The 16485-nt window shown below is 40.2% G+C and carries 8 protein-coding genes; 5 read left to right on the top strand and 3 right to left on the bottom strand.

Going from position 1 to position 16485, the window contains the following annotated elements; translation table 11 throughout:
- Positions 1-6 precede the first annotated feature (6 nt).
- From J2W55_RS16610 to J2W55_RS16600, 3 genes are all read right to left on the bottom strand, one after another.
- A complete protein-coding gene (locus J2W55_RS16610; RefSeq protein ID WP_310097990.1) occupies positions 7-3324 on the bottom strand; it encodes a SusC/RagA family TonB-linked outer membrane protein in 3318 nt (1105 codons plus the stop codon).
- A 183-nt stretch (positions 3325-3507) separates the two neighbouring features.
- Positions 3508-4590 carry a FecR family protein gene (locus J2W55_RS16605; RefSeq protein WP_310097987.1) on the bottom strand — a complete coding sequence of 361 codons (1083 nt, stop codon included), beginning with the start codon at positions 4588-4590 and terminating at the stop codon, positions 3508-3510.
- Between the two features lie 52 nt (positions 4591-4642).
- On the bottom strand, positions 4643-5287 hold the full coding sequence (locus J2W55_RS16600) for an RNA polymerase sigma-70 factor (protein WP_310097984.1): 645 nt from the start codon (positions 5285-5287) through the stop codon (positions 4643-4645).
- 180 nt (positions 5288-5467) lie between these two features.
- On the opposite strand from J2W55_RS16600, the gene J2W55_RS16595 reads away from it, so the two are divergent.
- From J2W55_RS16595 to J2W55_RS16575, 5 genes are all read left to right on the top strand, one after another.
- A complete protein-coding gene (locus J2W55_RS16595) occupies positions 5468-6898 on the top strand; it encodes an alpha-L-fucosidase (protein WP_310097981.1) in 1431 nt (476 codons plus the stop codon).
- A gap of 92 nt (positions 6899-6990) precedes the next feature.
- On the top strand, positions 6991-9672 hold the full coding sequence (locus tag J2W55_RS16590; RefSeq protein ID WP_310097979.1) for a glycoside hydrolase family 2 protein: 2682 nt from the start codon (positions 6991-6993) through the stop codon (positions 9670-9672).
- A gap of 5 nt (positions 9673-9677) precedes the next feature.
- The gene (locus J2W55_RS16585) at positions 9678-11984 is read left to right on the top strand and encodes a family 20 glycosylhydrolase (RefSeq protein ID WP_310097976.1); all 2307 of its coding nucleotides are present in this window, start codon (positions 9678-9680) and stop codon (positions 11982-11984) included.
- A gap of 9 nt (positions 11985-11993) precedes the next feature.
- On the top strand, positions 11994-14117 hold the full coding sequence (locus J2W55_RS16580; RefSeq protein ID WP_310097974.1) for an alpha-L-fucosidase: 2124 nt from the start codon (positions 11994-11996) through the stop codon (positions 14115-14117).
- 72 nt (positions 14118-14189) lie between these two features.
- Positions 14190-16466, top strand: a complete 2277-nt coding sequence (locus J2W55_RS16575; protein WP_310097971.1) for a GH92 family glycosyl hydrolase — start codon at positions 14190-14192, stop codon at positions 16464-16466.
- Positions 16467-16485: the final 19 nt, after the last annotated feature.

The following is a 16485-nucleotide window of genomic DNA, read 5'->3' as shown; positions in this document are numbered from 1 at the left end:
TTGAAGTTACTTTTTGAGTTTAAAGTTAATGTTAATTCCATAAGTGTGTGTTGGGGGTAAGCTTGCACCTTCAATACCGGCGTATTTGATGTCTGGCGAAAAGCTTGATTCCGGGTCGATATTATCTGAATGTTTCATAATTGTCCAAAGATTACGACCGACCAAAGATATCGTAATACCTTCAAAAGGCGAGCCTGTTAAAAAACCTTTTGAAAAACTATAGCCAAATGTTACTTGCCTTAATTTTATAAAGCTACCATCCAAAACATTTAATGCCGAAATATTTTGCGCCAGCGACTGGTAATAAGTTTGGGCCGGAACAACTACCGCATTTTTTGTGCCGCTTTGAGTTACCCCATCGCCAACAACGCCGCCTTCGCGGCCAACAAGTGTTAACTTATTAAGTCCGCGGTAAATACTGTTATAATTGGTGGCTGATAATATTTTGTTTCCATACCGGTAATCAATAAGAAATGACAGGTTAAGTTTTTTATAGGTAAAACTATTATTTAACCCGCCATAAATTTTAGGTACAGCACTGCCCATTGGCATACGCGGGCCGGCTATGGGCAATCCGTTCGCGTTAAATATGATTTGGCCGTTGCTGTTACGGAGGTAGTCATTTGCCATTATCTGCGGCCCGGGCAAGCCTTTAACCAAAGCAGTGGCAGCGTTAAGGGGCCTGTACGTTCCAAAACTTATGTTAGACGATGCAACGCCGTCAGTTTGCAATATCTTATTTTGAACAAAAGTAAAATTAACGGAGGGAGTCCAGGTAAAATTGGCAGTTTTAAACGGTGTGCCGTTCAGTTCAACCTCTAATCCGTTATTCTGGGTAGAACCGGTGGCTATATATCGCTTTGTATATCCCGAAGAGGGGTCAAGATCACCGGTAATAATTTCATTTTTTGTTTTACGATGAAAGAAAGACACATCGAGCCCTAATCTTCCATTAAATAATTTGAGCTGTGTACCTACCTCGCTTTCAGTTAACGTAAAGGGCTTTAAATGAAAATTAGGGAGGCTTGTGCTAAATCCCGCCGCGGTAACACCGTTTATAGAATTATTAATGGTATAATATTGCGATGTTATATAAACGTCAGATGGTTCGCCGCTGGTTTTTGCATATGAAAACCTTATTTTACCAAAATCGAGCGCTGGTATCCGCACAAATTCTGAGAATATAAGACTTGCCGATACAGATGGTGTATATATTCCCCGGCTTGATGAGGGGAGTGTAGAATATGAATCATATCTGCCCGTAGTGTTTAGTGTTAAATAACTTTTGATCGAAAGATCGGCTGTGTAATATGCTGATTGGGTTTCCAGTCCCTTGAAATTATAAACACTGTTTTTGACAGATAGGTTGGAGTAATCATAGAACCCCGGTACAATGAACGGGCCGCCATAAAGCCTGGTATATTCAAAAGTGTTTTTACGGATATTTGCACCACCAGAAAGATCAATATCCAGCAAATTTTCAATAATATGGTGTTTTGCGCCAATTAAAATATCAGAGTTTAATTCTGATCTTTTTGTGCTTGATTGTTCATCCATTGATCCTAAACCACCAGGAGAGTAGGCTGTGCCACTTGGAGTTATAGTTAACCTGTTGTCGTACAAAATATCATATCCCAGTCTGATCTGCGCATACAGCCATTTGTTAAAGGTGTATTTAGCAACCATGGCTGATATCAAACGCTGGCGACCTGTTTTGTTTATAAATTTATTAACAGCGAAGTATGGATTGGTAACAAACGAATCGTTGTTCCAGCGTATTTCGCTTCCGCTTGAATCATAACCAGGGCTCAATGCTGCCTGATTTTCATTAGCTGCAAGGTATTGAATGTTATTGGGATCAAGAGGGCCATCGCTCAGGTTGGGTTTAAGATTTGATGATTCCAAGATAAAATTGCTGACAAGGTTTACAGCAAGATTATCTGTAATATTTCGATTAGCCGTAACGTTTATTGTTTTGCGAAATAATCCACTATTTCGGATAATGGAATTATTATCAAGATTGGAAAATGAGAGCCTGAAACTTCCGGTTTCGTTACCGCCGTTAAAAGCTACGGTATTGGTATACGAGTGGCCGGTGCGATAAAATTTTTGAATGTTATCTTTAACCGCGGAGTATGGATAGTATTTACCATCGAACTGAATCGTAGGCTTTCCATCAAGCTTTTCGCCCCAGCCTAAGTTGCCTGCAGACACAGCACTGTTGACGGAAATTGGCCTTTGGCCATTTTCGCCTTGTCCGTATTCGGTTTGATAGTCAAATGTATTAACTGCTTTATCGGTTTGGTAGTTAGAATTGAATTCAACTCCAAAACCTGAATTTTTTTTGCCGCTTTTAGTAGTTATTACAATTACACCATTTGCCGCCCTCGCGCCGTATAACGCTGATGCCGACTGGCCTTTTAATACGGTTAAACTTTCTACATCATCAGGGTTAATATTGCTTATACCATCGCCATAATCTGCACCGCCCCATTCATTTGCGGTACCTCTTTGTGTGTTGTCAATAGGTATTCCATTTATAATAAACAGCGGCGATCCAGCACCAAAACTGCTTACACCTCTTAATAAAATCCTGGCCGAAGAACCAGGTCCGCCGTTTACACCATTTATACTTAGTCCGGCTACACGCCCTTCTAAAGAGTATGCTATGTTTGACTCTTTTGCCTTATCTAATAAGTCGCCAGAAACAACGCTCATGGCATAACCGATTTTTTTCTCGTCTTTTTGTATGCCTAATGTAGTTATGACAACTTCATTTAAGATATTTCCCTCCGCTAATTGAACATTAACAGACGAGTTGCCTGCTAATTTTATTTCTTTAGTTTGGTAACCAACATAGCTAATAATTAAGGTTGAATGATCAGGAACGTCAAAAGAAAACCGTCCGTCATTGTCAGTAGGAGTGCCCGCGGTTGATCCTTTAACCTTTATAGTGGCTGCCGGCAGGGCTTCGCCTTTTTGGTTGGTTATTCTGCCATTAACTTTAACAATGTTTACAATCTCATCATCGGGGGCAATTACTACCAGGTGGTTTGCCAGTTCAGTATAAGTAAATCCAGAATTTGCAAAAACTACATCCAGTACTTTTAATATATCCTCGTTCTTTACATTAATACTTGTCTTTTTTAATGTGGGGATTTTCCTGTCGCTATAAACAAAATGATAACTGCTCTGACGTTCAATTGCCGATAATATTTTTCTGAAATCTGCTGATTGTAAATTTAAGGTTATACGTGTTTGAGCATGTAGCGTTTGAATTATGAGTAAACCGAAGAATATTATTAAAGTACACGTTAATTTCATTATAAATAAGGACCTAATAGTCAATATCTTTCACTACGCCACTGCTACGTGTTAAATCTACATAAATTTTAGAAAGTAAAGATAGGAGAGTAACTCTTTATAAGGAGGAATATTGTTAAACAACGCCTCAGGTTTTCTTTGCTACAAACAAATACCTTAGTAAGGCCCGCAGCAATAAGTTGTTTAATAAAGATAAATGGTTGTTTTTTTAATTTTATAGCTAAAGTTCTCTGTCATGCGCAGAGCGTCAAGTGCCTGATTTATAGTTTCTTTTTCAAACACACCGCTAAATCTGTATTGCTTTAAGCTGTCGTTTTTAAACTTTATATCAATACCATACCATCTTTCCATACGTGCGGCCAGCGCAGTAAAACTCTCATCCCTGAAGATGAACTTATTTTGAGTCCATGAAGTTTCTAAAACAGTACTGTCGCCCTGATGCAGGGGGGTAAATGAAGTTAATACATATTGCATACCCATATTTGTCTCGGCATGGTTTAATTTACCGGCATTTTCGCGAACGGTTTTAAATAACCTGTTTTTTACAATGAGTTTTTCGCTTGGTTTTAATATGATACGGTCAGACGGTCTGTCATCAAGCGTAACCTCAATTGCACCCCTGATTAAGGTGGTTTCACTCTGAGGTTCATTGGGATATGACTTTACATTAAAAGCTGTACCAAGCACTTTAATGTTCATTTTTTCGGTGTGTATTATAAATGGGTGGGCACGGTCTTTATATACATCAAAAAAAGCCTCGCCACTTAAATAAACTTCTCTTGTTTTGCCCGTAAATGCCGTGGGGTATCTCAGTGAGCTTTGAGAGTTTAATATAATGCGGGTTCCATCGGTAAGTACAATGGTTGATTTTTCGCGTTTTACGGTATTTTTATTTTGCCATGAGTTTTTTGTTGCAACTAAAGCCGGAGAAACTGGGCTGATAAGCTTTGAATAGAAAAAATATGCACAGCCGGCAAGCAAAATAATGGCTGCTGCTGCCCGCCAGCTATAAAAAGATGTCTTTTTTAAAGTAGCAGTAGCGGCTGCTGTTTCCTGATTTTTTATCTTCTCTTTTATTTTTTGGAAAGAAAGCGCATTATCTACGTAATTGGTATCACTGCTGTTCCAATAGATATTAAGAAATTCAAAATCTCGGCGTTTTATTTCATCATTAATCAGGTAATGTTGAAATTCTTTGCTTTCCTCTGGGCTAATCTCATCGGTCAATTTTTTATTAACCAGTTCTATAAACCTATCATCGCCCATTTTGAATATTTCATGATGTTTAATAGGAAGACAACTTTTTTAGATAAATTACCTACAAGGTTATAAAAAATAGTTGTAATATCACAGAGATCATGGTTAAAGCCTTGAAAATATCGCTTTTAGGGGTGTAGTTATTCAATTTATTGTAGTTGCTTAAAACAATACTTAGCCTTTTTATAGCCCTGAAAAGCTGTGTTTGTACAGTGCGGGGAGATATATTTAAAATTTCAGCAACTTCTTTGTATTTCATGCCATCTTCCTTAATTAGCCTGAATATGATCCGGCATTGTTGAGGTAATGCGGTGATAGCTTTATCCATTCTGAAAATCAGCTCTTTATTTTCTATTTCTTTTTGAGGGTTATAGGTATTTACAAATTCAACAGAATTGGTTTCGTCAATTTGTACCAGATGGATATTGGAGTATTTTTTTATGTGATTTAATGATTGGTTTTTTACCGCGACAAATAGATAAGTTTCGGGGTTTTGTATCTCAAGTAATGTTTTCCTGTTTAACCAGCATTTAACAAAAACATCAGACACAATTTCTTCCGCAATTTCGCGGTGATTAACATAAAGAATGCAAAATTTGATCAGTGAGTTATTTAATAAGTGGAAGAAAAGTTCAAAAGCCTTTTCGTCATCATTGTTGCAAATGAGTTTCCACAAATTCAGCGTATCAATTTTTCTGTCTCTCAAGTTCAAGAGTTTTAATTAATCACTTAAATTTAAACCTTAATTTTAATGTAACAATAATAAAACATTAATTGCTAAAAAGGAAATAAAATGATGAAAGTTTGAATGTTTTTTAAAATATTTTAAAAAGTGTGTAGGCAATACACTACCAATTATTGTCAGTTATATTAAATAGATTGCTTCATGAAAAAACTGTTTACGTTACTCTTTTTAAGCTTTTATAGTGTTATTTTAATGGCACAAAAGCATAATGTTTCCAAACAATATGTTCCGCCGGGCGATCCGCTGGTTGAGGAAAAAATCAGCAAATGGCAGGACCTAAAGTTCGGGCTTTTCATGCATTGGGGTACCTACAGTCAGTGGGGGGTAGTAGAAAGCTGGAGTATTTGCCCCGAAGATGAAGGATGGACACAGCGCCGCGGCCCTTACAGCGCTACCTACAACGGCTATAAAACCGCATATGAAAACCTGCAAACCACTTTTAATCCGGTAAAATTCAACCCCGAAAAATGGGTAAAAGCGGCAAAAGATGCCGGGATGAAATATGTGATATTTACAACCAAACATCATGATGGTTTTTGCATGTTTGATACTAAAGAAACGGATTATAAGATCACCAGTACCAAAACTCCGTTTTCAGCAAACCCCAGAAGTAACGTTACTAAGGAGATATTTGACGCATTCCGTAAAGAAAACTTTATGGTTGGAGCTTATTTCTCCAAACCAGACTGGCATACCGAAAATTATTGGTGGCCGTACTTTCCGCCAAAAGACCGTAATGTAAATTATGACCCCAAGAAACATCCGGAACGCTGGCAGAAATTTAAGGATTTTACCTATAACCAGATAAGTGAACTAATGACCGGTTATGGCAAGGTAGATATTTTATGGCTCGATGGGGGATGGGTACGCCCTAAAAGCAGCATTGATACCAGTGTTGATTGGCAAAGGGGTATTACCTATGATCAGGATATTGATATGCCTAAAATAGCAGCTATGGGCAGGCAAAAGCAACCCGGTCTTATTGTGGTTGACCGTACAGTATCCGGTCAGTATGAAAACTATACCACACCTGAGCAGGAAGTACCTGAAGTGCCACTTGATCATCCCTGGGAAAGCTGCATAACCATGGGCAATTCCTGGAGTTATGTGCCGCGCGATCATTATAAATCAGTACAGCAAATTGTACAACTACTCGTGAAAATTGTATCGCGCGGAGGTAATTTGTTAATGAATATAGGACCCGGGCCTGATGGTGATTGGGATCCAGTAGCATATGAACGACTGAAAGGAATAAGCGACTGGATGAAAGTCAATGGCGAAGGTATTTACAATTCTAAATCTGTTGCGCCATATTCTACAGGTAATATTTTCTACACAAAAGCTAAAAATGATAAGGCTATTTACGCTTTTGTACTGTCTGATCAGGAAAAGGTTGCGCTACCTGCAAGCATATCAGTTAAAGTAAGCAAACCTAAAAAAGTTACTTTACTGGGCAGTTCTCAGCGTCTTAAATGGAAGCAACAAAATGATGAAATAGTAATAAACATCCCGGCGGGCTTACAGCAAAGCAGCAACTTAAAAGAAGCGGCATGTTTTAAACTGGAGTATTAATTATTGGATAAAATACCACATTAAATTACCAAACAAACATAACACTGCATTTAAAGCAGTGTTTAATTTTGAAATTGACTTACCACCAAATAATGACAAACTTTTATCCGGCAGTTAAATCCGTATCTTATAAATTTTCGATAGCCTCCTTCCTGTTATTCTGTATTATTTTTCAGCATATAACTGCAAATGCGCAAAGCAAATATGAGTTAAATAAGGGTTGGAAATGTGCACCGATTAATAATGTTAAAGAAAAGGGAACTGGTATTTCCCGAGCAGGCTACAACACAAATGCATGGATGCCCGCGGTTGTTCCGGGAACGGTGCTCACCAGCCTGATAGCTGAAAATAAAATGCCCGATCCGTTTTACGGCATGAACAATGAACAAATACCTGATATATACAAAACAGGTCGTGATTATTATACCTATTGGTTTGTAAAGGATTTTAAAGAAGGTGTACCTCAAAATGGCAGCCAGGTGTACCTCAATTTCAGGGGTGTAAATTATAGCTGCGACGTATTTTTAAACGGTCATAAGCTAAATGATAAGCCACACTCTGGTATGTTTTTGCGTCAGTCATATAACATTACCAAATGGATGGCTAAGGATGGTAATAACAGAGTGGCGGTTATTGTATATCCTCCCGATGTGGTAGGCAATCCTAACGGCGGCCAAGGCGGTGATGGCACTATCGCCCGTAATGTAGGGATACAATATACCGCAGGTTGGGACTGGATACAACCCATAAAAGACCGCAATACGGGGATCTGGGACAAAGTAACCATAGAGAAAACCGGCGCTGTCAGGATCAAAAACCCGCATATAGTTACACTTGTACCCGGTGTAAGGCAAGCTGATGGCCCCCAGCAACCTGCTATTATTCAGGTATCGGCCGAACTGGAAAATGCGACTAATCTGCCCGTCACAGGAGAACTAAGATATAGTTTGGATAATACCCCTGTGTCAAAAAAAGTGACTATAAAAGCAAACTCAACGCTAACAGTACAGTTAAATGACTATTCGTTAAAAAATCCTAAACTATGGTGGCCTAATGGGTACGGTGCACAACCCCTTTATTCAATGCATCTGCAGTTTATAACAGGCGTTAATAAGATATCAGATCAACAGGATATACAAGTAGGCGTTAGGCAGATCACCACCGAATGGAACGCCCGTACAGAGAGCAGACAGATTAACATTAATGGACAAAAAATTTTTATCAAAGGCGGCAATTGGATCATTTCAGACGAAATGCTGCGTTTTTCAGACGCCCGTTATGATGCTGAAGTACGTTTTCATCGCGACATGAACTTAAACCTGATCAGGGTTTGGGGTGGCGCACTCATAGAGCGGCCGGAGTTTTATGAGGCGTGTGACAAATATGGTATGCTGGTTTTTCAGGATATGTGGGGATCAGGCGATTGCAATGGCCGGTGGACAGACCCAATGAAACTTGACGATCAGTGGACCCGCAGAAAATACCCTGACGACCATGGCCTTTATCTTAAATCAATTGAAGACCAGGTAAAATTGGTACGTAATTACCCTTCATTGGCTATATGGTGTGGCGGTAATGAGATCACTCCACCTGAGGATATCCTGGCAGCGCTGCGCGATACCATTATGCCCCGATTGGACGATACCCGCTGGTTTATTCCTTATTCCAATTCCGAGGAAATGTCAAGAAATGTATTAGGTGGTAATGGGGATGGGCCTTATGGAATACAACCATTATCAACATTTTGGGCGCATAAAACATATCCGTTTAATTCAGAGGTAGGTTCTGTTGGGGTGAGCGATTATGAGTCGCTTAAAAGATTCATTCCAGTCAAAAACATGGTACTACCCGAATATGATGAGGCCACTGGTAAAACTAAAACAGATTCAGTTTGGGATTATCATAAATATATAGGTTATGACGGGTTTATTGATAAATATGGTAAGCCAAAAAATGTAGAAGATTTTGCAGCAAAGGCCCAACTGGTAAATTACGATCAGTATCGTGGTTTAATAGAGGGTTTTAGCTCGCACATGTGGGATTGGTATACAGGGACTATTATATGGAAAACCCAGAACCCATGGACAGCCATGCGTGGGCAGATGTATGATTATTATTTAGATCCTAATGCTTGTTTATATGGTTTGCGTAGCGGGAGCGAACCGCTGCATATTATGTATGATCCAACAGATGGTATGGTAATGGTTGCCAATAACACTTTTAAAACCCATGCCAATATGATGCTGGTTGCCAAAACATATGATATGGATGGTAAAGAAAAAATACTTACCCAGGTTTTTTCAGATGTAACACCTGCAACAGTAAAACGATATTTATCATTGAAAAAAACAATAGACGATTTAGCACGTGATAAAGGCGTTTTCCTCTGCCTCCAATTATTGAACACCGATAAAAAGATCATCAGTGAAAATATTTACTGGGTGCCTGATGAAAAAGGTGAATACTCTGGTTTACAAAAAATGGCTCAAGGCAGTCTGAATTCAACCGCAAAATATCTGGGCGATGATAAAGTTGAGGTTACATTAACAAATAGTGGCAATGGCCCACTGGCGTTCTTTAACAGGCTGTCATTGGTAAATACAAATTCAAAGCAACGCGTACTTCCTGCTTTTTACAGTGATAACTATGTTTCAGTTTTACCGGGCGAAACCAGGAAGGTGATCATTGACTATAAAAATGTGAGTAAATTGAACCTATCAGTTAGCGTAGCAGGGTGGAATGTAAGTGAGAAAATTATACAGATCAGCAAATAAAATTAATGATGATAACTTTCGGTATAAAATACAAAAATCTATTGCCGGCACTCTTGATCCTGATTAGCTGTACCAAAAGTATGGCTCAGGAAAGTGCGGGTAAATTTCCGCTGATACCATACCCCGCAAAGCTGGTTGCTGGCAAAGGCTCATTTGTTATTACCCGTAACACAAATATTATTGCAGCAAAACAGTTTTCAAATGAGGCTACCGAGCTTAATCAATTAATGCTAAAAGGTTTAGGCAAGCAGCTGTTACCAGCAAAAAATGCTAAGTCTAACGTTATTAAATTTATTTATAGTGAAGCTTTAACAGCCCCAGAGGCTTATCAATTAAATATAACCACCCGGCAAGTTATCATCACAGCAAAAGATCCGGCAGGTGTATTTCATGCCATAGAGACTATACGACAATTACTGCCGGTTTCTATAGAGAAAGGTAAAGTAAGCAAAGCTTTGGTATTGCCAGCCTTAACCATTGAAGATCATCCAGCATATGAATGGCGGGGGATGCACCTTGACGTATCCCGTCACTTTTTTTCTGTGGCATATTTGAAAAAGTTTATCGACAGAATGGCTCTATACAAAATGAATAAGCTTCATTTGCATCTTACCGACGACCAGGGCTGGCGCATCGAAATAAAAAAATATCCAAAATTGACAGAGGAAGGGGCCTGGCGTATGTTTAACAACCAGGATTCGGCCTGTATGAAGAAAGCGAAAGACAATCCTGATTTCATTATAGACAAAGAACATATCATTCAACGCGATGGCAAAACCCTTTACGGGGGCTTTTATACCCAGCAGGAAATGAAAGGCGTGGTAGCTTACGCAGCTGCGAGGCATATTGATATTATTCCTGAAATTGATATGCCCGGACACATGATGGCCGCTATTAATTCCTATCCCTTTTTAACCTGCAATGGCGAAAACTCATGGGGTAAGCTATTTACAAAACCTATTTGCCCTGGCAACGAAACCACCTATGAATTTGCACAAAATGTATTCAGCGAGATCATGGACATTTTTCCGTCAAAATACATTCACATTGGCGGCGATGAGGTTGACAGGACCGATTGGGAAAAGTCAGACTCATGCAAGGCGTTAATGGCTCGTGAAGGCATTAAAGACTTGCCAGCACTGCAAAGCTATTTTATAAACCGCATGGAAAAATTCTTTAACTCCAAAGGCAGAAAGCTGATAGGTTGGGACGAAATTATTGAAGGCGGGATAAGCCCAACTGCTATTATAATGTATTGGCGTACCTGGGTGCCTGATGCACCGGTAAAGGCAGTTAAAAATGGCAATACCGTGATCATGACACCGGGTGAGCCTTTATACTTTGATAATCAGCCAGATCAATATTCTATTGACAAGGTATATCATTTTAACCCTATTCCTAAAGTTTTAAATGCAGAAGAAGCAAAATCCATTATCGGGGCACAGGCAAACATCTGGACGGAAATGATCCCATCAGAAAAACGCGCAGATTATATGTATATGCCCCGGTTGACCGCCCTGGCCGAAATGCTGTGGACAAACCAACCCGATAGATACAATTCCTATTTAAAGCGCTTGGTTCAGCATTACGGCAGGATGGATGCTATGAAGATTAATTATCGTTTACCTGATCTTCCCGATTTATTAAACGAGTATGTTTTTACGGATGAGGGAAGTTTGAGCATAAGCAAACCATTGCCAACTCTCACTATCCGCTATACAATAGATGGATCTTTGCCTGATGCAAAATCGCGGGAATTGCCAACTGCATTAAGCATTACCAACAATGAGTTGGTTAGGGTAGCAGCGTTTACTCCAAATGGTACCCGCGGAGATGTTTATAATTTAAATTATACTAAACAATATATGCTTGGTCCGGCAAAAATAGGACATACCAAGCCGGGATTGGCCTGTAAATATTATAAGAAAGCGTTTAAGGAAACAGCTTTAATGAAAAATGCCAAAACCGACAGCACATTTACTATAAATACAATTGAAGTGCCCTCTACTGTAAAGGCACCTTCGTTCGGTATAACCTATAAGGGATATATTGATGTGCCCGCTGATGGTATTTATAGTTTTTATTTAACATGTGATGATGGCGGCGTGTTGCGTATTGGCAATAACATAACTGTAAATAACGACGGCAATCATTCGGCACAGGAAAGGAGTGGGCAAGCTGCCTTAAAGATGGGGGCGCATCCTTTTAAACTTGATTTTATTGAAGGCGGCGGCGGTTTTACACTAAAGCTTAAATATAGTTTGAATGGGTCGGCTCCACAGGATATCCCGGCTGAATGGTTTAAAAATTAAATATCTGCAATGAAAAAGAATATCTGTTTAGCGTTACTATTTGTTATTGTCGCCTGCCGGGCTTTTAGTCAGGCTCCTCCAAAACCCTATGGCCCCATACCTACCAAAGGACAACTAAACTGGCAGGAAATGGGTATGTATTGCATTATACATTATGGGCTTGATACATATACAAATAAAGAATGGGGGTATGGCGATGAAGACCCTAAGCTATTAACCCCCTCTCAGTTTAGTGCTACGCAGATAGTTGCAGCAGCCAAGGCGGGTGGATTTAAGGGGGTAGTTGTGGTAGCCAAACATCATGACGGTTTTTGCCTTTGGCCAACTAAAACAACAACGCATAATATATCACAAAGTCCTTATAAAAATGGCAAAGGCGATATGCTGCGCGAATATCGTGAGGCATGTGATAAATTAGGAATGAAACTGGGAGTTTATTGTTCGCCCTGGGACAGGAACAATCCAAACTATGGTACTTCGGAGTACTTAAAGATATATCAGGCGCAGTTGAGGGAACTATACACCAACTATGGCCCACTATTTATATCATGGCATGATGGAGCAAATGGTGGCGACGGGTATTATGGTGGCAAGCGAGAAGTTCGCAAAATTGACCGGTCAACCTATTATGATTGGAAGAACACCTGGGGCATTACCCGTAAACTGCAGCCTAACGCCGTTATATTTGGCGACGTTGGCCCTGATGTAAGGTGGGTTGGTAATGAAGAAGGCCATGCGGGCGAAACATGCTGGGCTACTTATACTCCCCATGCGCCGGATGAAGGTAAAGAACCTGGTAACGGATACGTTAAGGATTACGAAGGTACAGAAGGCACCCGCAACGGTAAATACTGGATGCCGGCCGAATGTGACGTATCATTAAGGCCGGGATGGTTTTACCATAAAACGCAGGATGATGGCGTTAAATCACCTTATACGCTACTTGATCTGTACTATAAAAGTGTAGGCCGCGGAGCCGCTCTTGACCTGGGCTTGTCTCCTGATCAGCGGGGTATTGTCAACGAAATTGATGTAAGATCATTAACTGAATTTGGTAAACTGTTGAAGCAAACTTTTGCTGTTAACCTTGCAAAAGGCGCAACGCTTACCGCCAGTAACATACGCGGTGGTAATAAAGCGAAATATGGCCCGCAGTTTTTACTGGATAACGACCGGTATACCTATTGGTCTACAGACGATAAGATTACCACACCTCAATTAACTATTGACCTGCATACCCCTAAAACTTTCAACGTGATTAGGTTACGTGAAAACATTAAACTGGGCCAACGTATTGATTCTGTAGCTGTTGATGCTTTAGTAAACGGTAAATGGCAGCAAGCAGGCTCTGCAACAAGCATAGGAGGTAACCGGCTTATTCGCTTAACGCAAAATATTACTGCAGCTAAATTAAGATTGCGTGTTACAGGTTCAAAGGTTGCCATTGCCCTGAGCGATTTTGGGATATATAAAGAACCAGTGCACCTGTCAGCTCCAACCATTACCCGCAACAAAAATGGTGACGTGGTTATAGCTACCGAAGCTCCTGTAAATGCCATTCATTATACACTGGATGGCGATGAACCAACTTTATCATCTCCGGTTTATAAAGATCCGCTATCAATAGGCAATGGCAAAACCGTAAAGGCCCGTGCGTTTGAAAATGCCGGCGTTGCAAGCGAAACTACTACAACGCAATTTGGCATAAGCCACAAAAGTTGGGTAATTACCGATGCTTCGGGTACCGACGGCGAAGCAAAAAGGGCTGAAAATGCTATTGATGAGTATGCCAATACTTTTTATAGCACGCTTAAACATAATCAGGATACCATTGCTTTCCCTCAGCAAATAACTGTTGACATGGGTCAAAACCAGCAAATTAAAGCGTTTTCTTATTTGCCCCGGCAAGATAAGCAATCAGAAGGAACGGTTGACCGTTATAATTACTACGTAAGTGCCGATGGCAAAGACTGGCAGAAAGTGGCTTCGGGCGAGTTTTCAAATATTAAATCAAATCCTATTGAACAAACGGTAACATTGCCCCAGATTGTTAATGCCAGGTATTTTAAATTTGAGGCCGTGCATGTAATTGCCGGTAATGGTATTACAGTTGCCGAACTAAGCGTTTATTAATAAACTATTAAATATGGTTTTTAAGTTTGAATAAATTATAAATCCCATACTTATTATCTATAAAAATCATCAATGAAAAAACAGATCTGTTTGGCCGGGTTGCTGGCGCTTTTTAACTTTAATTCATTTAGCCAGGTGCATCAAAAGGCAGCTGTAAATAAGCCTGCAAATTTAACCCGGTATGTTGATCCTTACATCGGGACGGGATTTCATGGCCATGTTTTTGTTGGCGCCAGTGTGCCGTTCGGTGCAGTGCAGCTGGGCCCAACCAATATATCCGAGGGTTGGGACTGGTGTTCCGGTTATCATATCTCCGATTCAACTATTATTGGTTTTCAACACACCCATTTAAGTGGTACAGGTATTGGAGATTTGGGTGATATTTCATTTATGCCGACAACAGGCGTGGTAAAAGTAACCAAGGGAAGTATAAAAGATCTGCAAAGTGGGTATACCTCGCTGTTTAGCCATAAAGATGAAGTGGTGAAGCCCGGTTATTATAAGGTAAAATTAAAACGCTATGATATAGGCGTTGAGCTTACCGCCAGCACAAGGGTAGGCATGCATAAATATACCTTTCCGGCATCAAAAGATGCCCATATTGTGATCGATCTGCAAGAAGGTATTGGTTGGGACAGCCCGGTGGAAACCTACATTAAGCAGATGGATAAGAATACCATTTGTGGCTATCGATTTTCAAAAGGATGGGCGGCAGATCAACGCATTTACTTCACCGCGGTTTTCTCTAAACCAATAAAAACATTTGCTGTATATGACAGCACTGCTAATGTTTCGGGGACTGAATTAAAGGGACGCAGAGTTAAAGGTGTGATCAGTTTTAACACTGCTAAAGGTGAAATTGTATATGCAAAGGTTGGTATCTCGCCGGTGAGCGCTGAAAATGCCATGCTGAATATAAAAACCGAGATACCCGGATGGGATTTTAATAAAGTAGTAGCTGCCGCCGACAAAGCGTGGAACACACAGCTTGAAAAAATCACGATAAAGGCCGACTCATTATCACAGCTTAAAAAATTCTATACTGCTTTTTATCATACCATGATAGCCCCTTCTGTGTTTAATGATGTAAATGGTGAATATTGGGGAACAGATAAAAAAGTACATAAAAATGCCGGGTTTAACAATGTAACTACTTTTTCGCTATGGGATACCTATCGGGCGAATAATCCATTGTCAACCATCATTCATCCGGAGCATGTAAATGATATGATCAACTCTATGCTGGCTATTTATCAGCAGCAGGGCAGTCTTCCGGTTTGGCATTTAATGGCAAATGAAACTAATTGTATGGTAGGCTATAGCGCGGTTCCTGTAGTGGCCGATGCTTTATTGAAAGGTTATAAAGGTTTTGACGCTAAACTGGCCTATGAAGCCATGAAAACTACCGCTATGCAGGACGCCCGTGGCATCAGGTTTGTAAAACAGCTGGGATATATTCCGGCTGACAGCACTGCTGAGTCGGTTTCTATGGGCATGGAATATGCTATTGACGATTGGTGTATTGCCCAGGTGGCTAAAAAGTTGGATAAACAGGCTGATTATGAATATTTCAGTAAACGCGGTCAGTATTATAAAAACTATTACGATCCAAAGGCGGGTTTTATGCGCGGCCGTTTATCCGAGAACACATGGCGTACGCCCTATAGTCCATTTATTTCCATCCACGAACATGGCGATTTTACCGAGGGCAACGGCTGGCAATACACTTTCCTGGTACCTCAGGATGTAGAAGGATTAATAAGTTTACTGGGTGGGGAGGCTAAGTTTAACACGAAGCTTGATTCATTATTCATTGCACAGGGTGATATGGGTAAATTCAAATCGCCTGATGTGTCAGGTTTGATTGGCCAGTATGCTCATGGTAATGAACCAAGCCACCCGATGAGCTATTTTTATGATTACTCGGGACAACCCTGGAAAACCGCTGAAAAAGTAAGATATATTCTAGATGATTTTTATACTGACAAAGCTGACGGCATCATTGGAAATGAAGATGTAGGTCAGATGTCGGCGTGGTACGTATTATCGGCGCTTGGTTTTTATCCGGTTAATCCCGCAAACGGCTTATATGTTTTTGGCAGCCCGGTTATTAACGAAGCTACACTGAAATTGCAGGGTAACAAAACGTTCCACGTCATAGTAAAAAATAATGGTCCGCATAATAAGTATATCAATGATATGCAGTTAAACGGAAAATCTTACAACAAAACCTATTTTGCACACACAGATATTATGAATGGTGGCGAACTGATAATCACTATGGGTGATAAACCCGGAACGGTTTGGGGTGTTGGAGATGCCAATAAAGCAGTATCCGTGTTGAAATAAATACGCAACGCGTCATTGC

Source organism: Mucilaginibacter pocheonensis (genome assembly GCF_031456535.1).
Taxonomy (GTDB): domain Bacteria; phylum Bacteroidota; class Bacteroidia; order Sphingobacteriales; family Sphingobacteriaceae; genus Mucilaginibacter; species Mucilaginibacter pocheonensis.
The sequence above is the reverse complement of the archived record's forward strand: the minus strand, read 5'-3'. Positions and strand labels throughout refer to the sequence as shown.

Bases quoted from the DNA above. Each gene is read 5' to 3' on its own strand.
- J2W55_RS16610 (WP_310097990.1), bottom strand. From the start codon at position 3,324: ATGAAATTAACGTGTACTTTAATAATATTCTTCGGTTTACTCATAATT.
- J2W55_RS16605 (WP_310097987.1), bottom strand. From the start codon at position 4,590: ATGGGCGATGATAGGTTTATAGAACTGGTTAATAAAAAATTGACCGAT.
- J2W55_RS16595 (WP_310097981.1), top strand. From the start codon at position 5,468: ATGAAAAAACTGTTTACGTTACTCTTTTTAAGCTTTTATAGTGTTATT.
- J2W55_RS16590 (WP_310097979.1), top strand. From the start codon at position 6,991: ATGACAAACTTTTATCCGGCAGTTAAATCCGTATCTTATAAATTTTCG.
- J2W55_RS16585 (WP_310097976.1), top strand. From the start codon at position 9,678: ATGATGATAACTTTCGGTATAAAATACAAAAATCTATTGCCGGCACTC.
- J2W55_RS16580 (WP_310097974.1), top strand. From the start codon at position 11,994: ATGAAAAAGAATATCTGTTTAGCGTTACTATTTGTTATTGTCGCCTGC.
- J2W55_RS16575 (WP_310097971.1), top strand. From the start codon at position 14,190: ATGAAAAAACAGATCTGTTTGGCCGGGTTGCTGGCGCTTTTTAACTTT.